At 35.8% G+C, this 23,714-nt stretch carries 16 protein-coding genes; 10 read left to right on the forward strand and 6 right to left on the reverse strand.

Features of this window, described 5'->3' with window-relative positions:
- The first annotated feature begins 1 nt into the window (after position 1).
- The 3 genes from HM983_RS05240 to HM983_RS05250 are packed head-to-tail and all read left to right on the forward strand — an operon-like array spanning position 2 to position 6,083.
- Entirely contained in the window at positions 2-1,351 is a 1,350-nt protein-coding gene (locus HM983_RS05240; protein ID WP_179344343.1) for a TolC family protein, read from the forward strand.
- Positions 1,352-1,366: 15 nt separating this feature from the next.
- Positions 1,367-2,560 (forward strand): efflux RND transporter periplasmic adaptor subunit, encoded by a 1,194-nt coding sequence (locus tag HM983_RS05245; RefSeq protein WP_179344344.1) that lies wholly within the window; start codon positions 1,367-1,369, stop codon positions 2,558-2,560.
- Complete coding sequence (locus HM983_RS05250; protein WP_179344345.1) at positions 2,547-6,083, forward strand: efflux RND transporter permease subunit; 3,537 nt, start codon at positions 2,547-2,549, stop codon at positions 6,081-6,083. The genes HM983_RS05245 and HM983_RS05250 overlap by 14 nt, the downstream gene beginning before the upstream one ends.
- 77 nt (positions 6,084-6,160) lie before the next feature.
- On the opposite strand, the gene HM983_RS05255 is transcribed toward HM983_RS05250, so the two are convergent.
- Both HM983_RS05255 and HM983_RS05260 read right to left on the reverse strand, forming a co-directional pair.
- Complete coding sequence (locus tag HM983_RS05255) at positions 6,161-7,477, reverse strand: RagB/SusD family nutrient uptake outer membrane protein (protein WP_179344346.1); 1,317 nt, start codon at positions 7,475-7,477, stop codon at positions 6,161-6,163.
- Between the two features lie 10 nt (positions 7,478-7,487).
- Positions 7,488-10,448: a SusC/RagA family TonB-linked outer membrane protein gene (locus HM983_RS05260; RefSeq protein WP_179344347.1), complete on the reverse strand. Its 2,961-nt coding sequence runs from the start codon at positions 10,446-10,448 to the stop codon at positions 7,488-7,490.
- 167 nt (positions 10,449-10,615) lie between these two features.
- Between HM983_RS05260 and aspS the strand changes: the two genes are divergently transcribed.
- The 4 genes from aspS to HM983_RS05280 all read left to right on the forward strand — a co-directional run bounded on the left by aspS (position 10,616) and on the right by HM983_RS05280 (position 14,826).
- Positions 10,616-12,370, forward strand: coding sequence for an aspartate--tRNA ligase (gene aspS, locus HM983_RS05265; protein ID WP_179344348.1), 1,755 nt, complete (start codon positions 10,616-10,618; stop codon positions 12,368-12,370).
- 41 nt (positions 12,371-12,411) lie between these two features.
- The gene (locus HM983_RS05270; protein ID WP_179344349.1) at positions 12,412-14,193 is read left to right on the forward strand and encodes a chloride channel protein; all 1,782 of its coding nucleotides are present in this window, start codon (positions 12,412-12,414) and stop codon (positions 14,191-14,193) included.
- A gap of 16 nt (positions 14,194-14,209) precedes the next feature.
- A complete protein-coding gene (locus HM983_RS05275) occupies positions 14,210-14,449 on the forward strand; it encodes a hypothetical protein (RefSeq protein ID WP_179344350.1) in 240 nt (79 codons plus the stop codon).
- A gap of 185 nt (positions 14,450-14,634) precedes the next feature.
- A complete protein-coding gene (locus HM983_RS05280; RefSeq protein ID WP_179344351.1) occupies positions 14,635-14,826 on the forward strand; it encodes a cold-shock protein in 192 nt (63 codons plus the stop codon).
- Between the two features lie 57 nt (positions 14,827-14,883).
- Here HM983_RS05280 and HM983_RS05285 read toward each other — a convergent pair whose 3' ends face one another.
- Together HM983_RS05285 and HM983_RS05290 are read right to left on the reverse strand one after the other, a co-directional pair.
- Positions 14,884-15,336 (reverse strand): protease complex subunit PrcB family protein, encoded by a 453-nt coding sequence (locus HM983_RS05285; RefSeq protein WP_179344352.1) that lies wholly within the window; start codon positions 15,334-15,336, stop codon positions 14,884-14,886.
- An 11-nt stretch (positions 15,337-15,347) separates the two neighbouring features.
- On the reverse strand, positions 15,348-15,797 hold the full coding sequence (locus HM983_RS05290; protein WP_179344353.1) for a nucleoside deaminase: 450 nt from the start codon (positions 15,795-15,797) through the stop codon (positions 15,348-15,350).
- A gap of 64 nt (positions 15,798-15,861) precedes the next feature.
- Between HM983_RS05290 and HM983_RS05295 the strand changes: the two genes are divergently transcribed.
- Positions 15,862-17,643 carry a 1-deoxy-D-xylulose-5-phosphate synthase gene (locus HM983_RS05295; RefSeq protein WP_179344354.1) on the forward strand — a complete coding sequence of 594 codons (1,782 nt, stop codon included), beginning with the start codon at positions 15,862-15,864 and terminating at the stop codon, positions 17,641-17,643.
- Here the strand turns inward: HM983_RS05295 and HM983_RS05300 are convergent.
- Together HM983_RS05300 and HM983_RS05305 are read right to left on the reverse strand one after the other, a co-directional pair.
- Complete coding sequence (locus HM983_RS05300; protein ID WP_179344355.1) at positions 17,617-17,787, reverse strand: hypothetical protein; 171 nt, start codon at positions 17,785-17,787, stop codon at positions 17,617-17,619. The two genes, HM983_RS05295 and HM983_RS05300, sit on opposite strands and share 27 nt — an antisense overlap.
- Positions 17,788-17,874: 87 nt before the next feature.
- Positions 17,875-19,215, reverse strand: coding sequence for a deoxyguanosinetriphosphate triphosphohydrolase (locus HM983_RS05305; RefSeq protein ID WP_179344356.1), 1,341 nt, complete (start codon positions 19,213-19,215; stop codon positions 17,875-17,877).
- Positions 19,216-19,461: 246 nt separating this feature from the next.
- On the opposite strand from HM983_RS05305, the gene HM983_RS05310 reads away from it, so the two are divergent.
- Both HM983_RS05310 and HM983_RS05315 read left to right on the forward strand, forming a co-directional pair.
- Positions 19,462-20,736 (forward strand): hypothetical protein, encoded by a 1,275-nt coding sequence (locus HM983_RS05310; RefSeq protein ID WP_179344357.1) that lies wholly within the window; start codon positions 19,462-19,464, stop codon positions 20,734-20,736.
- A 67-nt stretch (positions 20,737-20,803) separates the two neighbouring features.
- Positions 20,804-23,641, forward strand: a complete 2,838-nt coding sequence (locus tag HM983_RS05315) for a TonB-dependent receptor (protein ID WP_179344358.1) — start codon at positions 20,804-20,806, stop codon at positions 23,639-23,641.
- The last annotated feature ends 73 nt before the right edge of the window (positions 23,642-23,714 follow it).

Raw genomic sequence — 23,714 nt, forward strand, 5'->3', positions numbered from 1 at the left:
AATGAGACAATCACTCATATTAATCACAAGTTTAATCATTGCTTCTCTAGGTTTTTCGCAAGAGAACATACCAAATAGATATAGTTTGCAGGAAGCAATAGATTTTGCTCTTAAGAACAATCGTACTGTCATCAACGCAGCACGTGATATAGAAGCTGCTAAAAAGCAAAAGTGGGAAACTACCGCTAGTGGATTACCACAACTAAGTGCCTCAGTAGATTATCAAAACTTTTTGAAACAACAAGTACAGGTAATTCCTGCTCAATTTTTTGGGGGCGAACCAGGTGAATTTCAAGAGGTAGTCTTTGGCACTAAACAAAGTGTCAATGCCTTCGCTACTTTAAACCAAAAAGTTTTTGATGGCTCTTATATAGTGGGTCTTCAGTCCGCCAAAGTATTTCTAGAAATTTCAAAGAATGCTAAAATCAAAACCGATCTGGAAATCAGAAAAGCGGTTATCGATGCTTACGGAAACGTATTATTGGCAGAAGAAAGCATTGAGATTTTAAATAGAAATATCGAAGTTTTAGAAAAAAACCTTTTTGAAACTTACAAAATCTACGAAAATGGCCTTGGAGAAGAAGAAAGCGTAGAGCAATTGCAAATCACATTGTCTGGTGTAAAAAGTAATTTGAATAATACCGAAAGATTAAAAACCTTGGCATACCAAATGCTAAATATCACCTTAGGATTAGACGTATATAATAAATTGGTATTAACCGATAATCTTGAAACATTAACTAGAGAACACATTGCACTATCGTTATTAAGTGTAGAAAACAACCCAGAAAACACTATTGATTATCGTATCGCTGCAAATGATACCAAGGCAAAAGAATTAATGGTTAAACTAGAAAAAAGTAAAGCATTACCAACGCTCAATGCTTTTTTAAACGGAGGCTATTCTGCCTTTGAAGATGAGTTTTCTTTTTTTGACAAAGATCAAGAATGGTTTGGCTCATCTCTCTTTGGACTTAATCTCAGTATTCCTATTTTCAGTTCAGGTATGCGGAGTGCAGCCACTCAACGTGCAGAAATTAACCTTGAAAAAGCCCAAACCGAACTTACAGAAACAGAGCAGCGTATAAAACTTCAAATCGCCTCCGCAAAAAGTAATTATCAATTCGCAGTTGAAGATTATGTGAATAAGACGGAAAATCTTGAATTGGCTGAGCGCATTGAAAACAAAAACCAAACCAAATTCTTTGAAGGAATAGGCTCAAGTTTTGAACTCAGGCAAGCACAAACCCAACTATATACAGCACAACAAGAATTGCTTCAATCGATGCTAGATGTTATCAACTCTAAAGCCGAACTTGAAACCGTACTAAACACACCAATCAATAATTAATAAAATTCAACCAAAATGAAATACATATATCAACTCACAATCATTGCTTTAATTTTTACTTCATGTTCTGGCGATAAAAAGAATTCAGTAGAAGGTGTTCTTGAAAATGGCGATTTAAAAACCATGAGAGAAAAACGAGGTGAACTTGTTAACGAGCAACAAGCTCTAAATGATCAAATAAAGCTTTTGGATGCTAAAATAAAAACAATGGATACCACTAAAAATGTGCCATTGATTACAACATTTAAAGCCAATTCAGAAGTGTTTAATCATGTTTTAGAACTTCAAGGAAACGTGACCACAAAAAACCTTCTAACCATTACTCCAGAGTTTAATGGTATCCTAACTAATGTCTACGTGAAAGAAGGTCAGAAAGTTAGAAAAGGCCAGCTACTAGCTAAAATTGATGATGGTGGGTTGAGCCAACAAGTAGCTCAATTGCAAATTCAAGCCGACTTGGCAAAGACTACATTTGAGCGACAAAAACGTCTTTGGGATCAAAATATCGGAAGTGAAATTCAGTATTTACAAGCTAAATCCACTTACGAATCGCAACAAGAAGCCGTTAACCAACTAAATAGACAAATAGCAAAAACAACTGTCAGAGCACCGTTTTCTGGAACCATCGATGATGTAATTACGGAGCAAGGAAGTGTAGTTGCAGCAGGACAAACACCGTTAATGCGTATTGTAAATTTAGATGACATGTACATCGAAACCGAAGTACCAGAGCGCTACGTTGCCAATGTTACAGTAGGAAAAAGTGTAAAAGTAGATTTACCAGTTTTGGGCAAAACAATAGACACAAAAGTACGTCAAGCTAGTAATTTTATTAATCCAGCCAACCGAACATTCAAAGTTGAAATTGCAATCCCAAATGAGAACAAGTCTATAAAACCAAATCTTACGGCACGATTAAAGATTAATGATTACACTAATGAAAATGCACTTTTAATACCGCAAAGTGTGATTTCAGAAAATGCAGAAGGAGAACAATATGTGTATGTAGTAAGTGATAAAGGTGCGGATGGTATTGGTAAGGCAAAACGTGTAATTGTAGAAACTGGTCGCCAACAAGGCGATGTCATTGAAGTTTTAAACGGACTCGAAGCTGGTGCAGAAATTATTAAAGAAGGTGCGCGAAGTGTGCGTGATGGGCAGTCTGTTGAAGTGATTAATTATAAAGTAGATGGTAATGAAAACGAATAAGAAGAACACAGAAAAAGAATTTGGTCTGTCCTCGTGGGCAATTAACAATAAAACCACGATGTATGTGCTTATTGCTGTATTCTTCTTTTTGGGAGTTTCGGCTTTCTTTAGTATGCCACGTGAGAATTTCCCAGAAGTAAACGAAACCAAAATTTACGTAAGTACAGTTTATCCTGGAAACACAGCAGAGGATATAGAAAAGCTCGTAACAGATCCATTAGAAGACAAACTGAAAACGGTCAGTAACGTCGTAGAAATAACCTCAACATCCCAAGAGGACTATTCTATGTTGATTGTTGAATTTGATGAAAATATAACCGTAGAACAAGCCAAACAAAAAGTAAAAGATGAAATTGATTCTGAAACTTCAGGCGAAGATTGGCCAACCTTTAACGGAGCAAAGGTAGAACCTGATGTTTTTGAGTTAAGTCTTTCTGAAGAAATGCCGATTCTTAACATCAACATTTCTGGAGATTATCCTGTGGAGAAATTAAAGGATTATGCAGAGTATCTTCAAGATGAAATAGAGGACCTTTCTGAAATAAAAAAGGCAGATATACGAGGTGCACAAGAAAAAGAGGTAGAAGTTGAAGTAGACATTTATAAAATGATGGCCGCTAAAGTCACCTTTAATGATATTTTAGGTGCCATAAGTCAAGGGAATTTAACGCAATCTGCTGGAAATATAAAGGCGAGTGGCCAAAGAAGGACTATTAGAGTGATTGGTGAAATTGAAGAACCATCAGAACTTGAAAATTTTGTCGTAAAATCCGAAAACGGTAATGCCATCTATCTAAAAGATGTAGCAGAAGTATCATTTCACGAAGAAGATAAAACCACTTTTGCAAGAAAATCTGGTAAGCCAGTCGTTATGCTCGATGTAAAAAAGCGAGCAGGAAAAAATATGGTGGCAGCCGCAGAACAAATTCAAGTGATTGTTCAAAATGCCATTGATAACGAATTTCCTCAAGATTTAGAGGTTTCTATCACCAACGACCAATCTTCTGTGACCATTGGTCAAGTAGATGATTTGGTCAACAACATCATCTTTGGAGTTATTCTGGTGGTAACTGTATTAATGTTTTTCCTCGGATTTAAGAACGCACTATTTGTTGGGTTTGCGATTCCTATGTCCATGTTCATGTCCTTAATGATATTAAACCTCATTGGTTACAGTTTAAATACAATGGTACTGTTTGGATTGATTATGGGACTGGGAATGTTGGTAGATAATGGTATTGTGGTAGTCGAAAATGTTTATCGCTTGATGGAAGATGAAGGCATGAGTAGAATTGAAGCGGCAAAAAAAGGTATTGGTGAAATAGCTTTTCCTATTATTATTTCAACCATGACAACAGTAGCTGCCTTTGTACCATTAGCTTTTTGGCCTGGGATTATGGGTGAATTTATGAAAATCTTACCTATTACGCTATCTGTAGTTTTGGGCTCATCTCTGTTCGTAGCGATTTTCTTCAACTCAGTCTTAGTATCTCGATTTATGAAAATCGAAGATAAGGAAATGCCGTTGAGACAAATCATTAGAACAACATCAATTGTTGCAGGTATTGGATTGCTCATTCTAATTTTTGGTGGTCAATATCGTGGGTTGGGAACATTAATGATTTTCACGGCGATTATGCTTTGGGCCTATCGTTTTTTCATTAGAAAATGGGCGAATAATTTTCAGAATAAATCATTGGTGAAACTTGAAAACTGGTATGAAAAGATGCTAACTGGAGCCCTTTCAAAAAAGCGACCTTATTTATTAAGTGGTGGTACGTTCCTTTTATTAATTGCCGCATTTATTGCTTTTGGAATTTCCGTAGGAATGCAACGTACCAAAATCGAGTTTTTCCCAGATAACAAACCCAATCAGATTATTGTATATATAGAATATCCTGAAGGAACAGCAATCGAAAAAACTAATGCCATCACCAAACAGATCGAAGAGCGTGTATACGACGTCATTAACCAAGATCAATATATGGATGACGGTCGTAACTTCTTGGTAGAAAGTGCAGTTTCACAGGTTGGTGAAGGTGCGGGAAACCCACAAACCGATGGTGGTTCTGCTGCAGAAATGCCACATAAAGCAAAGATTACTGCGTCGATGCGAGAGTATAAATACCGTCGAGGAGAAGACAGTGAATTACTACGTCAAAAAGTACAGGAAGCTTTAGTTGGGATTTATCCTGGAGTATTAATTTCAGTTGAGAAAGACGCAAACGGACCACCTGCAGGTGCACCAATAAATATAGAATTAGAGGGCAAGGACTACAATGAATTGATTGCAACTGCCGAACAGATGCGTAACTTCATCAATTCAAGAAATATTGCAGGAATCGATGAGCTAAAAATAGATGTCAATAAGGACAAGCCAACAATGCAAGTTGAAATCGACAGAGAAAAGGCTGGTGAGTTAGGTATCTCTGCAAGGCAAATTGGTGACCAATTAAGAAATTCTATTTTTGGGTCTAAAGCCGGCATCTATAAAGAAGATGGTGATGATTTTGATATCTATGTACGTTTTGACGAAGATTTAAGATATAATACAAGTGCTCTATTCAACCAAAATATCACTTTTAGAGATAATACAGGCCAGATAAAAGAAGTACCTCTATCTGCTGTAGCAAGCCAAAAGAACAACTCAGGTTTTAGCGCTATTAAACATAAGGACACTAAACGAGTTGTTACCGTTTATTCTGCCTTGGCACCAGGTTATACGGATGCGGGAGCGATAGTAACGCAAATTCAAAATGAAATGAAAAGTTTTGAGGGCTTGCCATCTGATATTAAAATAGATTATACAGGCCAGATTGAAGAACAAAACAAGCAAATGGCATTTTTAATGGGTGCATTTTTTACAGGTTTGGGATTAATTTTCTTCATTTTAATATTTCAGTTTAATTCTATTTCAAAACCAACTATAATTATGTTGGCGATATTCTTGAGTTTAATAGGTGTATTTGGCGGACTTGTAATTACTGGAAGTGCATTTGTTATAATGATGACCATGGTAGGAATTATTTCACTAGCTGGAATTGTTGTAAATAATGGTGTTGTATTATTAGATTATGCACAACTCCTTATAGATAGGAAGAAAAATGAATTAGGCCTGGAGGACGATGAATATTTATCGAGAGAAGATCTTTTTAATTGTATTGTAAAGGCCGGAAAGGCGCGTTTGAGACCTGTAATTCTTACAGCAATTACAACCATTCTAGGGCTAATCCCATTGGCTATAGGTTTAAATATTAACTTCTTTACGTTATTCTCTGAATTCAATCCAAATATTTACATGGGAGGTGATAACGTAGTGTTCTGGGGACCTTTAGCTTGGACCGTTATTTACGGGTTGTTAATTGCTACCTTCTTGACGTTAATCGTTGTTCCTATCTTATTCTATTTAAGTATGAGATTGAAGATGTGGGCGAGGCGAAAGTTTAGCTCAAATGATGCAACCATTTCAACAACGGAAGAAACTGAGCTTATTGAAAATAGAAGAATGTCATTAGACAAATAATAAGCGATGAAGTATAAACAAAATAAAAGCCTCAACAAAAGTTGAGGCTTTTACTATGAATTTAATTGAAAATCAATTTAATTCTGAAGTTCCGCAAATGGAGTCGGGAACTGATTGATTACATTATCTCCTTGTCTATCTAAAGGAATATTAGTTGGATTAAGCATATTTAATCTTCTCAAATCAATCCAACGATGACCTTCCGCAAGAAGCGAATATCTTCTCTGCATCAAAACCTCGTCGAGAAGTGCATCAGGATCGTTTTCATCTCCAGAATAATCTGGTAAACCGGCTGCATTACGTACTCTATTAATTGCCGCAACCGTTTCAGAGTTATTAGAACCTATGTTTGCTTCAGCATAAATAAGTATCAACTCTTCATTTCTAATCAAATAAACTGGATCTACATTACTATCGTAAACAGCTATTTGATACTGGGCAGTAAGCATATCGAAAGAAGTTGGCTCATCGAATTGTATTGCTTTTTCATCTACTCTAGTATCACCTGCTTCTGCATCTGCAATCCAGGTAGGGTGTATCATAAATTCTTGACCAGATTGAAAAGGTACATGGAATTGTGTATTGACAATATCATTACCCGTAAGGCCAAAAACGTGAGCAGGCCCATTGTACAAATCACCGTCTATATCAAGAAAAGAATCATTTAATAATGATAAAACCAATCCATCGTTACCTTGATATAAAGCAACTCTAGCTGCTAAAGCTCTATTGAATTCGCTAAAAGTAGCTGGTGTATCGAAATTAGAAAAACCACTACTTATTGGGAAAACAAAATCATCTGAAGCGTTTGCTAAATCTGTATTAGCTTCATTTAATAGTGCCATGATTGCAGTCAATGCCTCTTCATAAGACACAAAAGGTCCAAGATTGTCAGGATCGTCTACATCTATTCTAATCCCATTGTCAAATTGACGATTAGCTACCATTAAAAGCGCATAAGCCTTTAATGTTTTGGCATAACCATAGTAGCTATTCTTTTCCGCATCTGTATATCCTGCGGCAGAATTTTCGACGGATTTAATCAGAATGTTTGCCGATTTCACCACTTTATACCAGGCAGCAAATGCTCTAGTAGTTAAAAATCCGTTGTTATCCAATGGCCCTTTTAATAATTCGCCCGTATAACGTGGATCTACGCCTGTGAGATCATAATATTCTCTTCCCAAGATACTTACAGTATCATAATGAAAAGCAAGATCATTTCTCATAACGGCTTCCAAACCAACCGCAAGTAATCTAACATCTTCAGCTGTCGATCCTTCTTCGAAACTGCCCACTGTAGGAGCGTTTGGATTTTCAATATCTTCTAATTCGCAACCTGCAAAAAGCAGTACGGCAAATAAGAAGCATAATTTTATTGCTGTTTTTTTCATAATTTTTTTTTTAGAAATTTACATTAAAATGAAAGTTAATGAACTTTGACTGTGGGTAAGGAGTTACCTCAACGTTATTTGCCAACACATTGTTACCAAAGTTGGAAACCTCAGGATCATAACTGTTGTAATCAAAAATGTTAATTAAGTTCCTACCAGAAACACCTACTTTAATCTTATTAGCATATTTTATTAGACCATTTGGCAAAGTATAAAATAAACCAATTTCTCTAAGTTTAATGTAACCAGCATCTTCAATATATGGATCGGGATTCACAAAAGCTTGGCTTCCTCTAAATTCACCATTCGTCAATTCACCACTTGGGTCTAAATCTGTATCATTAAAATCCCAAGTAGTACCAGCCAAGTCATATAAGAGTGTTGATAGGTTAATATTATCACCACCTTTTTTCCAGTGCCATAAGAATGTAAAGTCAAAATTTTTGTATTTTATTTCATTGTACCAAGACATCTGAAAATCTGGCTCGGCATTTCCATACACAAAGAAACCATCGCCTTCCGGATCTCGTCTTGCGATTTCTTCAGCGGTAAAGTTATCTGGGTCATAAGTACCTACAATTTGTGTTGCACTTTTTCCTTCTTGAATTAAGAACGTACCCAAAGAAGCCGCGAAGCCACCTGTAGTAAATGAAGGTATATCGAGCTCCGTAATTTCAGATTTGTTTTTCCACCATTTAAAGTCGGCATTCCATGAAAAATCTTCTTTTTCCAAAATATTGGCATTCAGACCCAATTCAAGACCTCTGTTCTGTAAGGTACCTGCGTTTACAGGAGCCGCAGTAAAACCGGAAGATGTCGGAATTTGAGAATTAAGTAATAGCTCTTTTACTTGCTTGTCATAAAATGATACTTCCAAAACAAACTTATTGTCCAATACGCCTAAATCAAAACCAAATTCCAACTCTGATTGTCTTTCTGGACCTATATTTGAGTTTCCTCTAAGATCACCAGGGCTTAAACCAGATTCACCGTCTATAAATTGGGCATTCATAGTGGCAAAACGTTGATTAAATTGTGAAAAGCGTCCAGCCTCACCATATGCAATTCTTGGCTTAAAATAATTAACCGTTTCGATATTCCAAAAATCAAACTTACTTAGGTTAATTGCTAAGTTGGCTTTTGGATAGTAATAGAATCGATTAGCCTCACCATTATTGGTAGATTTATCCCCTCGAATACCCACTGTTCCTATAATTTTATCTTGATAATTAATCTCTTCCTGCACGAAGAAACCTTTATCTCTCTGTGGAATTATAGTTTGATTGGTTGAGATATTAGATGCTTGACTTAAACTTGTTTGCGAACCGTTAAGCCCAGTTCCGATAGTTAAAACTGTATTTCTGTCAAAATCTTGTAAAAAGCTACCTAATTGCGTAGTAAAACTCAATCCATTATCCAAATTTAAATCATGTACTAAAAATGCGGATATATTGTAATTTGTGTTCACTGTAGTACCAGAAATTGAAACACCACCTAAAGATGTTGGGTCTCTAAAATAGGTTAATGCACTTGGAAAAATACTAGTAGATCTTAGGGTATATTGGTCAAAACCACCTTCTAATACCAATTTTAATCTATTGTTATCATTTGTAAATAGTTTAACGTTAGTTTTTGCACTACCTATAAAACGATTAACCTCTTCTCTATTTGTTGTAAGAGCAACTGTCTCTAAAACATTAGAGCCTGCACCACCTTGAGGATAAACCCCATCTACTGGAAATAAATCTTCCCATGGATAGGTAAATGCCAAAGCATAACCTACAGTTCTATTAGCATTACCATTGTTAAAGAACCCTCTATCTGATTGCGAGTTAATATAGTTTGTGGTAACATATATATCCAACCAATCGTTAAAACGTTGACCTATGTTCAGTCTTACAGAACTTTTCTTATAACCAGTATTATCTACTAAACCAGGTTCGTTTCTATGGGTTGCACCAAAGAAGTAATCATTCATTTCGCCTCCACCAGATGTTGAAAAACGTGTGGTCGATGAGATTACAGTATTATCGAACAATTCAGCCTCATAATCATTTAAAACAGGATTATCAGGACCTCCAAGGGCAGTTATTTGAGCTTGCGTATAATCTCTTATCCCTAACAACTGTGTAGGACTTCTTAATCCTACGACTTGAGAGAATGAAGTCTGTGGCAGTCCAGATTTACCACGCTTAGTGGTTATAAGAACAACACCACCAGCAGCACGAGATCCATAAATAGCTGCGGCCGAAGCACCTTTTAATATTTCAACACTTTCTATATCTTCAGGATCTATATCAGCAATACGATTGGACGCATCATCTTGGTTAGTTGATGGGTTTCCACCACCAGCAGCTTCACTAACAATATTATTTCCTAAACCAATGGATTGATTATCTACATAAACTCCATCTACAATAAATAAAGGTTGTTGATCACCAAATACCGAAGTTACACCCCTTAATCGCATTGAAATACCTCCACCAGGAGCACCAGAATTAGCTTTAATTTCTGCACCTGTAAATTTTCCAGAAAGAGCACCATCCAATCCAGACTGTACCGTAACACCTGTCAACTTTTCAGCAGATACCGACGCAACTGCATTTGCCGCATTGGATCTTTTGGTAGATGAAGCTAGTCCAGTAACAACTACCTCGTCTAATAATGCCGCCGATTCTTCCATCTCTACATTGACAGTAGAAGCAGAATTAACATTTATTTCGACCGTTTTGTAACCCAGATAGGAATACACCAGAGTTGCTGGAAAATTATCTACGGCTAGACTATAATTACCGTCGAAGTCGGTTGTTGTCCCGTTAGATGTACCTTTTTCAATTATGGTTCCTCCAATTATGGGAACACCAGTTGCTTGATCTGTCATTTTTCCTGTGACTTCTTGTCCAAAAAACATCGAAGGCACCATAAAAAACGAAAACATTAGCAATTTAATAAAAACATGTTTGTTCTTCATTTGATTAGAATTAGTTAATATTACACTCAAATATCTGAATAATATTTAATATTTAACAGAAATTAAGAGTTTTTTTAAATATATGATAATCCTTGAATTCTTTTTGAATCGGGCACATAACGTTATATCATTAATTAATTTTAAATTTGCACGATTAAGATTATTATATGTACAGAAGTCACAATTGTGGTGAGCTAAGAGCATCCCACAGCAATACAGAAATTATACTTTCAGGATGGGTTCAAGGGATCCGAGATAAAGGTTTTATGGTATATGTCGATCTACGTGACCGCTATGGCATTACTCAACTTTATTTTGATGAAGAGCAGTCTTCAATAGAATTGATGGAAAAAGCCCAAAAACTTGGAAGGGAATTTGTGATACAGGTAAAAGGTAAAGTTCAGGAACGCGCTTCTAAAAACCCAAATATTCCAACAGGCGATATTGAAGTTTTAGTTTCAGAATTAACTATTTTAAATACATCCAAAGTGCCACCTTTTACTATCGAAGATAAAACCGATGGTGGTGAGGATTTGCGTATGAAATATCGCTACTTAGATATTCGTCGTAATCCGGTTAAAAACAGTTTAATGTTTAGGCACAAAGTGACGCAAGCCGTTAGAAATTACCTTTCAAACGAAGATTTTATTGAGGTTGAAACACCCTACTTAATTAAATCCACACCAGAAGGCGCACGTGATTTCGTCGTTCCATCTCGTATGAATGAAGGTCAGTTTTACGCTCTACCACAATCACCTCAAACTTTTAAACAGTTGTTGATGGTTGGTGGCATGGATAAGTATTTTCAAATTGTCAAATGTTTCCGTGATGAAGATCTACGCGCAGACAGACAACCAGAATTTACACAAATCGACTGCGAAATGGCCTTTGTAGAGCAAGAAGATATTCTTAATACTTTTGAAGGATTGACACGTCATTTGCTGAAAGAAATCAATGGTGTTGAAGTTGAAAAGTTCCCAAGAATGCTTTATGATGATGCGATGCGTTTGTATGGAAACGACAAACCAGATATAAGATTCGGGATGGAATTTGGAGAACTTAATGAAGTTGCACAACATAAAGATTTTAATGTTTTCAATTCAGCTGAATTGGTTGTCGGAATTGCAGTTCCTAATGGAAACATTTACACCAGAAAAGAAATTGACAAACTTATAGATTGGGTAAAACGACCACAAGTTGGTGCGTTAGGTATGGTCTATTGTCGTTGTAATGAGGATGGTACTTATAAATCTTCAGTCGATAAGTTTTACGACCAAGAGGATTTGTCAAAATGGGCTGAAAAAACTGGTGCTAAAGCTGGTGATTTAATATTAGTACTTTCTGGAGAAACCAATAAAACGAGAGCACAGTTAAGTGCCCTGCGTATGGAATTGGCAGAGCGATTAGGATTACGCAAGCCTAATCAATTTGCACCGCTATGGGTAATGGATTTTCCCCTCTTGGAATGGGATGAAGATACAGAGCGCTACCACGCGATGCACCATCCATTTACCTCGCCAAAACCAGGACAACTGGAACTACTAGACACCAAACCTGGCGAAGTTAAGGCCAATGCTTATGATTTAGTATTGAACGGAAACGAAATTGGTGGAGGCTCAATTAGAATTCACGACAAAGCCACGCAAGCCATAATGTTGAAACATCTCGGTTTTTCGGAAGAAGAAGCTAGAGCGCAATTTGGGTTTTTAATGGATGCTTTTGAATATGGCGCGCCACCACATGGAGGAATTGCATTTGGATTAGACAGACTGGTTGCTATTTTAGGTGGACAGGAAACTATTAGGGATTTTATTGCTTTCCCAAAAAACAACTCTGGTAGAGATGTGATGATTGACGCTCCTGCTCCAATCGATAAGGAACAACTAGAAGAATTGAGTTTAAAACTTAATTTAAAATCATAACTTTAGACCTGTCTGGTTTTAAGTCTAGATAGGTCTACTATATGTCAACCAAAACTAAACTCTATAAGCGTTTGCTGAATTTGAGATACAAGTATATCTCTGAAAAAAACTTTGTTTTTCTTTTAAGCCTAATCATTGGTTTGTTGGCAGGAATTATTTCTGTCACAATTAAAAATATTACTTTTTCTATTGAAGCAATTCTTGAAAAAGGAATCATACTTAGTAAAAACAGCATTTATTTTATATTGCCCATTATCGGGCTCTTTTTAGTTTACTTATTTGTAAAGTATATCTCCAAAAAACCGAGTGAACATGCTATTCCATCGATTCTTTATGCATTATCAAAACGCGATGGAGTCATCAATAAAACCAAGATTTATTATCCGCTTATTACAGCACCACTGACTGTAGGCTTTGGAGGTTCGGTAGGTTTACTAGGTCCTGCAATTGCATCAGCTTCAGCATTAAGTTCAAATCTGAGCAGAATGCTTCATATCGATAAAAAAACAAGAAGCTTACTAATTGCCTGTGCAGCCGCAGGTGCTATTGCATCTATTTTTAAGTCACCCATCGCAGCCATCATTTTTGCCATTGAAGTTTTTAGCTTAGATCTAACCTTCGCTTCGCTTTTACCATTATTAATAGCGTCTGTCTCATCTGTAATAACCTCCTATTTCTTCTTGGGAGACAGTGTACTTTTCAACTTTACAGTTTCAGAAAAATTTCTGATTAAGGACACCTTGTTTTATATAATTCTTGGCATTGGTACCGGAATTGCTTCCATATACTTTTCAAAAATATATTTTGGGATAACATCACTCTTTAATAGATTAAAATCTGCACGACACAAATTAATCATTGGAGGTCTTGCCATTGGCATAATGCTCTATTTTATTCCACCACTCTATGGTGAAGGATTCGGTTTTATTAACAATTTAATGATCGGGAACGATATTGAAGCTTTGGGCAATACTCCCTTTGATGAGTATCTAGATAATATTTGGATTGTTATTGGGTTATTATTTGGGATTACCATCTTCAAGGCCATTGCCATGACAACGACATTTGCAGCGGGTGGAACTGGCGGAATTATAATTCCGACGTTAGTAATGGGAAGTGCCCTTGGAAACGTAGTCGCCAAAGTCATTAATAATTGTGGACTAGGTTTCAACGTATCTGAAGCCAATTTTACTTTAGTTGGCATGGCAGGATTAATTGCAGGTGTACTTCATGCACCACTTACTGCTATTTTCCTCATTGCTGAAATCACGGGAGGTTATGAGTTATTCGTTCCTTTGATGATTACAGCTTCAATGTCTTTTATAATTAACAAAAACGGATTGGACCACACGATTTACACTAAGGAACTGATCGAAAAAGGAGCGTTACTGACACAGGATAAAGACAAAAATGTATTGATTTTAATGAAACTCGACTCAGTCATTGAGCAAGATTTTGTCCAGCTATATCCCGAAATGACTTTGGGTGATATGCTTAACAAAGGTGTATCCCAATCTAGTCGAAATTTATTTCCTGTAACCGATACTGACGGTAGTTTTGTTGGCATTATATTATTGGATGATATTAGAACCGTAATGTTTGACCAATCTTTATATGAATCCACAACGGTTGAAACCTTTATGCATCAAGCTCCAGCATATATCATTTATGAAAAAGACTCAATGCTGGATGTTATGCATAAATTTCAGGAATCAAATGCATGGAATCTGCCAGTAATTAAAGATGGTAAATATTATGGTTTTGTCTCTAAATCTAAACTGTTGACAGCTTACCGAATTGAATTGATTAATTTTACATCTTAATTCAAATCTTTAATAATTGAAACTCTTAAAAATTATAACTTTTATCGCGCTAATTGCATCAATTAGTAGCATCATCTGTGGTTTTATTCTAAAAGTAGATTTTTCTGAAAAACTAATTGGCTTTGGAGTTGTTGGATTGTTCTTAGTCGTTTTTCCGTTATTTTCTTATTACCGTTGGAAGGGAAAAAATCTTAAGGATTATATGCTAACAAAAGAAAATTTGGATAAAATGCGTGAGAACCAAAAAAAACAATAAATCATAATATTTTATTCTACCCTTAATCTATATTCTCTGTGAACCCTTTGTATATAAGGCATCGTGTTCTCAATAAATAAAAATTTTTAACCCATTAAAATTCAATATCTTAAAAAACAACGGTTTGTTAACATTAACACAGATATAAATTATATCTTTGCACTTTAATTTTTATTTATATTATAATGACTGGAACAGTTAAATTTTTTAATGATTCAAAAGGATTTGGATTCATTACCAACGAAGAAACAGGAAAAGACATCTTCGTACACGTATCAAACCTTAATGGCGTAGAATTACGCGAAGGTGATCAAGTAGAGTACACAGAAGAAGAAGGAAGAAAAGGAATGGTTGCTGCAAATGTAAGCGTTCTTTAAGACATACTTTATTAAAGTTTCAACGCTCAACCTTTGGTTGGGCGTTTTTTTTTGCCTTTATTTAAATTCTATCGTTTTGTTAATTTTTGGAATTTTCGCCAAATAATATGGTTGGGTGATCACGGCTGTAGCCATTCCCTCAGGAGCCTTCCTAATTACCTCAATAATAATTTTATCAGAAGTATTTTGAATATCCAATTCTAAACTATGACCTCCGGTACTTTTTACCTCATCAAAAACTGTAATTACCGAATGTATTGAAAAGTTAATATCTGTTTCAGAAAAGGAATTGGAGACTTTATTTACAGAATTCATTTTGGACACCAAATCGTTCCACTCAGATTCAGTCTCAATTATTCTGCTTTGTTTTTCTATCCCTTCTGAGCCAGACCCGTGCAAGTTACCCTTGCTAATTAAAACTATGTCCTCGTTTTTCAAATTGTCCTGATTATCTGTTGACTTACAGTTTAATGCAAGTAGCACGATCATAATTACGTATATCTTATTCACTGTGTTATTTTTTAATTCAAATTTCGTTTTTCAATAAAAAACCGTTTCATCAATATTGAAGCTTGCTCGGCTAAAATACCACGGACCACTTTAGTTTTGGGATGCAGTTTTGTTCCCATTGTTTCAAAACCACGTTGCTCGTCAGAGGCTCCGTAAACTATTTTTGAAATCTGGCTCCAGTATAATGCTCCAGCACACATTTGGCAAGGCTCAAGAGTCACATAGAGTGTGCAATTAGTCAGGTATTTGCCTCCCAAAAAATTGGCTGCTGATGTTATAGCTTGCATTTCTGCATGAGCTGTAACATCATTCAGTAATTCCGTTAAGTTGTGTGTTCTGGCAATAATTATATCTTCGACCACAATAATTGCACCAACGGGAATCTCTCCTTTTTCGAAAGCAACCTCCGCTTCCTGAAGCGCTTTTTTCATAAAATAAGTATCGTCAAATGGGTTGATCATAGATGTAAAAATACGATTCTAATTGAATTAAAAATACATTTGCTTATGGTACATTTGTAATTCTATGAGTAATTTTCTGAAACATATCAATCTCCCAAAAGATCTTCGCCAACTAAAATCAGAAGATTTACCTCAGCTCGCAAAAGAGCTTCGTAAATTTATTATAAATATCGTTGCCACCAAAGAAGGCCATTTGGGTGCTAGTCTTGGTGTGGTTGAGTTAACTATAGCACTACACTATGTTTTCAATACACCTGAAGATTTATTGATATGGGACGTTGGTCACCAAGCTTATGGTCACAAAATTTTAACTGGCAGGAAAGAGGTTTTTGAAACCAACAGACAATTAAACGGTATTAGCGGTTTCCCTAAACGAAGTGAGAGTGCATATGATTCTTTTGGAGTTGGGCATTCATCTACTTCAATTTCGGCAGCTTTGGGTATGGCAATTGCCTCAAAATTAAAAGGTGAGAACAAACAACATATAGCAGTTATTGGTGATGCTTCGATTGCTAGCGGAATGGCTTTTGAAGGTCTCAACCACGCAGGAGTCACGGATTCTAATTTACTCGTTATACTGAATGATAATGCCATTGGGATTGATCCAAGTGTTGGTGCTTTAAAGCAATATCTTACTAACGTAAAAAAAGGAACTCAGAAACAAGATAATATTTTTGAAGCTTTAAATTTTAATTATTCCGGGCCAATAGACGGACACAATCTCCCGCTTTTAATTTCAGAATTAGAGCGATTAAAAAATGTAAAAGGCCCAAAATTTCTTCATGTCATTACAACTAAGGGTAAAGGATTAAAACAAGCGGAACATGACCAGGTAAAATACCATGCACCTGGAAAATTTGACGCCAAGACAGGTGACTTACCATTAAAATCAAAAGTTGAGGAAGCTCCAAAATATCAAGATGTATTTGGTGAGACTATTCTGGAGTTAGCCCATCAAAACGAAAAAATAATCGGTATCACACCAGCCATGCCTACGGGTAGCTCACTTAAATATATGATGGAAGAAATACCGGACAGGGCCTTTGACGTTGGTATTGCAGAACAACATGCCGTTACATTAGCAGCTGGTATGGCCACCCAAGGATTGATTCCATTTTGCAATATTTATTCAACCTTTTTACAACGAGCTTATGATCAAGTGATACATGATGTGGCACTTCAAAATTTACCTGTTATTTTTTGTTTGGATAGAGCTGGTTTGGTTGGAGAGGATGGCGCGACCCACCATGGTGTTTTTGATTTAGCTTATTTGAATTGTATTCCAAATCTGGTGATATTTGCACCGCGTGATGCTATCGCACTTCGCAATATCATGTATACGGTGCAATTAGGAATTGATTTTCCCATAGCTATTAGGTATCCTCGCGGCAGAGGTCATATTTTGGAATGGAAACAACCTTTTGAGAAGATTAAAATTGGGAAAGGAATATGCTTAAAAAAAGGAAAACATATTGCTGTACTTTCCATTGGAACTTTATCGCATAACATTTCAGAAGCTATTTCAACCTTAAAACAAAAAGACGATATAGGACATTACGATATGCAATTTGTGAAACCTTTAGATGAAAAGCTATTGCATCAAATCCTCAAAACTTATAAAGCTATTGTGACTATTGAAGATGGAGCGGTAATTGGTGGATTTGGCAATTCTATTATAAGATTTGCCAACGATAATAACTATAAGCAAAAAGTTATCACTCTTGGCATTGAAGATGAATTTGTAGAGCATGGCACTGTTGGCCAGCTTCTAAAATTACAGAAGTTAGATACAGATTCTATTAGAAAACAATTAGAGCATTTACTCTTCACGCTCAACAATGGCTAATTCTGACTCTGTTTCAGAACTATTAACCTCAGCTGCTTCGTAATTTTTAGATGAGTTCTGTGGATTGGTAATGTCATCGATCATTAATAGGCAAGTCACCACAACCATGAAAATGACTAAGCCTCCAAGTATATTATTTCTCATAAGTAGGTAATTTAGTTGAGGGCTGATTCTAAAGTAAATAAAAACAAAATATCGTTAAATAACAAATTTATTCGATGAAATACATTCTTATAATATATTTCCTTTCAATTTTTGATGTAATAGCATCGCATTTGTGTCGGACAATTTAGACACATAGAGGCAAACAGACATCAGATTTGTATATAGGTGATCTTCGGTAATCAATACGGTTTGTGGTAAGCTATTGCGCAACAATTTATCATAATTAGAGACATTACCATCGTAATAATTAAATGCCATATTTCCCAAAGCATTTAAAAGTTGGTTTAAAATCTCATAACCTGCAATTTCTTTATTTATGACTTCTTTGGATTGATATACGTTTTTAACGCTTAACTTAATAATATCCTTAATCTGAGCTTTATATTGGCTCACATCTAATAATGCCGTCTCAAAAGTACCAGATAATATAGCGTCTTCATGCTTCATGAATAACGACACAGCCTCATCAATTAATGTACTTATAGCCAAAGCCCGTAAATAACTCACTCTATCTTCAGTGGTATGGAGAGCATTATAATTTTTGGTGATAATTCGATCTCTTACCAAATTTATAAGATACTCCAATGCATAGTCCTCTTCAATTAGACCGAGATTTATGCCATCTTCAAAATCTATAATTGTATAACAAATATCATCTGCTGCTTCAACTAAATATGCTAAAGGGTGCCTTTGATAGCTCTCATTGTTTACGTCTCGCTTCATTAGTCCTAATTCTGCAGCAACATCTTTGAACATCGATTTTTCGCTTTGAAAAAACCCATATTTTTTATCCGCAATATGTTTAGTTGGTTTTTTGGGCAATGACTCTTTTGGATATTTCATAAATGCTCCCAAGGTAGCGTAGCTCAATCGGAGTCCTCCTTCCCTTCCCAGACGGCTTTCAGTCAAAATTTTAAATCCATTGGCATTGCCTTCAAAATCACACAAATCTTGATATTCTTTTGCTGAAAGTTGCTTTTGGAAGTCTGAACCATTTCCATTTTTGAAATAAGCTCCTATCGCTTTTTCACCAGAATGCCCAAAAGGTGGGTTACCAATATCATGAGCCAAAGCTGCAGCAGCAACAATAGCTCCAAAATCATTCATTTTGTATCCATGAACGTTGACTAAATGTGGGTGTTTTTCTAACAACAACATACCTACCTTACGACCTAAAGATCTGCCAACAACGCTTACTTCTAAGCTGTGCGTTAATCGCGTGTGCACAAAATCTGTTTTGGATAATGGCACAACTTGAGTTTTGTCTTGAAGTCCTCTAAATTCTGACGAAAAAATGATTCGGTCGTAATCTACCTCAAAACCCAATCGGGTTTCATCTTGTTCTTTTCTAAGTCTTTTATTAGAGTCTCCGTATCGTTTTAAGGATAGTAATTGCTCCCAGTTCATAGTGTAATATTTCTTTCATGCAAGATATATAAATTGAAAGGTAATTCATTATAAAAACAGTGTGTATTGGTTCTATTTTCAATGTTAAGTAATTGTTTCATTAGTATAAAATCAGTTAACGCTAAGCTAACCTTAAGCTAACCTTTTTATCACAAATGCTTAATTTTTGATTAACGCCAAGGTTGAGTAATGTATGTTTCTTTGCACCACATAATATGAAATATAACTGTATCTAAATTTTAACTCATGAAAAAAGTAATTTTAACCGCCTTAATAGCTTCAACTCTAGTTTTTACTAGTTGTTTTAAAGATGATGACACTCCTATTATTATCGAAGAGACTACAATTATAAATAATGGTGGTGGCGATGGCGGAACCGAGACTTGCCCTGTAGTTCCTGTGACTGGTGCTATAACAGCAAGTACAACATGGACGGCAGATAACATCTACCAACTGAATCAAAAAGTTGTTGTTGGCGCTGGTGTAACATTAACTATTAATCCAGGAACGATAATAAAAGGCTCTCCTGGAACAGGTTCTTTAGCATCTGCACTAATTATTGCCAGAGATGGTACAATTAACGCTCAGGGTACAGCAGACCAACCAATTGTATTTACAACCACAGAAGACAATATTACTTGCGGACAAACTGCCGGAACTAATTTGGACGAGAACGACACTGGTCGTTGGGGAGGATTGATTGTCCTTGGTAATGCTCCAGCATCTTTTTCTGGTGACATATTAGAGTCTCAAATTGAGGGTATTCCTGCAGATGATACATTTGGACTTTATGGAGGCAATGAACCTGCAGATAGTTCTGGTAACCTGCGTTACATTTCTATCCGTCATGGTGGTGCTCTAATTGGTGAAGGTAACGAAATCAATGGATTGACGCTTGGTGGTGTTGGTGCTGGAACTACAATTGATAACATCGAGGTCGTTGCCAACGTAGACGACGGTATCGAATTCTTTGGTGGTACTGTAAATGCATCGAACCTTTTGGTTTGGGCACAAGGTGATGATGCTTTGGATATCGATCAGGCTTATTCTGGCACAATTGACAATGCTGTTGTGGTATTAGGAGACAATTCTGACCATGCTTTTGAGATTGATGGCCCAGAAGGCACAGGTTCAGGTCAGTTTACTCTACAAAATGCAACTATTATAGGTAACACTGTTACTGCTAACGGGGAATATGCTGACTACAGAAGTAACGCCCAAGGGAATACTTCTAATATCTATGCTTTTGGATTTAAAGATTCATCGGATATTGAGTTGGATAATGACGGAGTTGCGACCAACTACAATAACGGTTTATTAACTTTTGGAACTTTCCATATTGTTTTACCTGATGGTGTTGCAAACGTTCAAGATATTTTTGCCAACAAAGCTGAAACGGTAACTGTATCAGACTTTGGATCTACTGCTACGGCCGTTACTATGGGTAATCAAACTGTTGGAGCAAATACCTCAAACCTTAGCTGGACGTATGCCAATACTGCTGGTGGATTAGGTTTCTAAAAAACACTTTTTTCAATTACTAAATCCAACGCTTATTTATTAGGCGTTGGATTATATAAATATCTATATGAAACATATACAAATAGCTTTAATTTTTGTTTTCATTCTGTTTACAAGTTTTGCCTTTTCTCAAGGTAAAGTTACCGGTAATGTTATCGATGGGGATTTTAACGAACCAATGGCTTTCGCCAATATATTGGTAAAAGGCACGACTAAAGGTACCACATCAGATTTTGACGGAAAGTATGAATTAGAGTTAGAGGAAGGTACTTACACTTTAGTTTTCTCATTTGTTGGTTATAACACTAAGGAAATTACAGATGTAATAATTAAGGACGATGAGATTGTTAATTTAGATGTCACTTTAGAAACCAACTCATTAGAAACTGTTGTTATTACCACTTCAACTAAACGTAATACAGAAAGCTCTGTTTTAAACCTTCAACGAAAATCTGTTGTCGTTTTAGACGGTCTATCTGCTCAAGCGATTAAAAGTTCTGGTGCCAGCAATGTGGCAAGTGCTGTAAAATCGGTTCCGGGTGTATCTATACAGGGAGGTAAATATGTTTATGTTCGTGGATTGGGTGACCGTTATACCAAATCTATCTTAAATGGAATTGATATTCCTGGATTAGATCCCGATAGAAATACAATTCAAATGGATTTATTTCCAACAAACATTTTGGATAATGTGATTGTACTCAAGTCTGCTTCTGCAGAATATCCTGCGGATTTTACTGGTGGTATTGTTGATATTGTCACAAAAGATTTTCCTAGTCGTGGCGAATACACGTTGTCATTAGGCACAGGATATAATCCAGATATGCACTTTAATGACAATTATTTAACTTCAGAAGGAAGTGACACGGATTTTCTCGGATTTGATGATGGTACGCGCGATTTGCCAATTAACCGTTATCAACCAATTCCTGGAACTTCAGAAGATAGACTTCTCTTAACCACTCTTACAGACCGCTTTCAAAAAGAATTAGCTGCTAAACAGCAAACAAGCGGAATGAATTTTGATTTTGGCTTTACCTTAGGTAATCAATACGATATTGGTGAAGACAGACTTGGTTATCAAGCTTCATTTTCCTATAAAAATGAAACTACTTTTTACAAAAATAGAATTGATGGTGGTTACATAAAAAACCCCCAAGATCTGTCCGATAATCAATTGCTTGCAGCTTTAGACTCTAGAGGTTCAGAAGGTATTAATAATGTGATTTTAAATGGTCTTGTCGGTTTAACATATAAAACTGATTTGTCTAAGTTTAAGGTGAATTTGCTCCATATTCAAAATGGCGAATCTACAGCAGGCTTCTTTAACCAAATAATATCACAGGACGGTACTGGTGGTGCACTAGAACCATTGACAAAAAATTCTATAACCTACACTGAGCGTTCTATCACTAATCTGCTTATTAGTGGACAGCACAGAATAAATAGTATAGACGATGATAAAGCGTTTAATTTAGAGTGGAAATTATCACCTACTTTTTCTAAAGTAATGGATAAAGGTCATCGTATCACTCCATTGCAACAAGCAGATGATGGTGACTCTTTTTTATCACCTTCGGCAGCTACATTCCCAATCCAGCTATGGAGAAATCTTTTAGAAGAAACTTGGAATGGTAAGGCAGATTTAGATAAAAGTATTGACCTATTTGGACAACCTGCCAAATTAAAGTTTGGTGGTGCATATACTTACAAGTTTAGGGATTTTAGCACTGATGATTATACATTTAATATTAGAGGTGATCAATCGTTTATTGCAGATGGTGATGTTGATAATTTATTGGATTCTGATAATATTTGGAATCCAACAAGTGAGACTGGGACGTATTTGATTTCAATTGACACCTTTAATCCTATTGATGCTTATGAAGGTGAACAACATATCGCAGCAACTTATTTTTCGGCTGAATTTAATTTAACTGAAAATCTTAAAACTGTGCTCGGTATCCGAGGAGAATTATTCAATTCTTATTACACTGGTACTAGAGACAACAATACTATTTTCTTTGATAGAGATTTAATTTTGGATGAGTATGACTTTTTTCCATCTGCCAATGTCATTTATGCGCTTAACGAAAAGTCTAACCTGAGAGGTTCATATTCGAGAACTACCGCAAGACCATCATTTAAAGAAGCTTCGGTATCTCAGATTTTTGATCCAATCACCAACAGATTATTTATTGGTAATATTGATTTAGTACCGACTTACGTGAATAATTTTGATTTAAGATATGAGCGTTTTGGAGACAATGGACAGATGTTCGCCATCAGTGGTTTCTTTAAAGATTTTACAGATCCTATTGAGCAAACCTTCTTTCAGCAGGCGACTACGCAATTAACTGTTGGTAATTTAGGTAATGCCAGCGTTTACGGTCTGGAATTTGAACTTAGACAGCGCTTAGGTTTTATTTCGGAAGGTTTAAACAACTTAAAGTTCAATGCTAATTTCTCATATATAAAATCCGAATTGACTATGTCTGACGATGAATTTCAAAGTAGGCAAGATAACGCAAGAGATGGAGAAACTATTGACCGTGAAAGAGATTTACAAGGTCAATCACCATACCTGATTAATGTAGGTTTTGATTACAATTATTCTGAAATTGGCTTACAAACAGGTTTGTTTTACAATGTCCAAGGAAAAACTTTGGAAGTTGTTGGTATCGGACCAGTTCCAGATGTTTATACAACTCCTTTTAATAGTTTAAACTTTACTTTGAATAAATCATTTGGAGAAGACAAAAAATCTTCGATAGATTTAAAGGTGAACAATATCCTTAATAGCACAAGATTAAGCGAGTATGAATCTTTCGGTGCAGAAAATCAGACTTTCTCATTAAGAGAACCTGGCACTGAGATTTCTTTGGGTTATTCATTTAAGTTTTAACTTATTTCTATTATAGAAAAGCATAAAAAAGGGCTTCCAAATTTGGAAGCCCTTTTAATATTTATTCGGTATT

The organism is Winogradskyella ursingii, from assembly GCF_013403975.1.
Lineage (GTDB): Bacteria > Bacteroidota > Bacteroidia > Flavobacteriales > Flavobacteriaceae > Winogradskyella > Winogradskyella ursingii.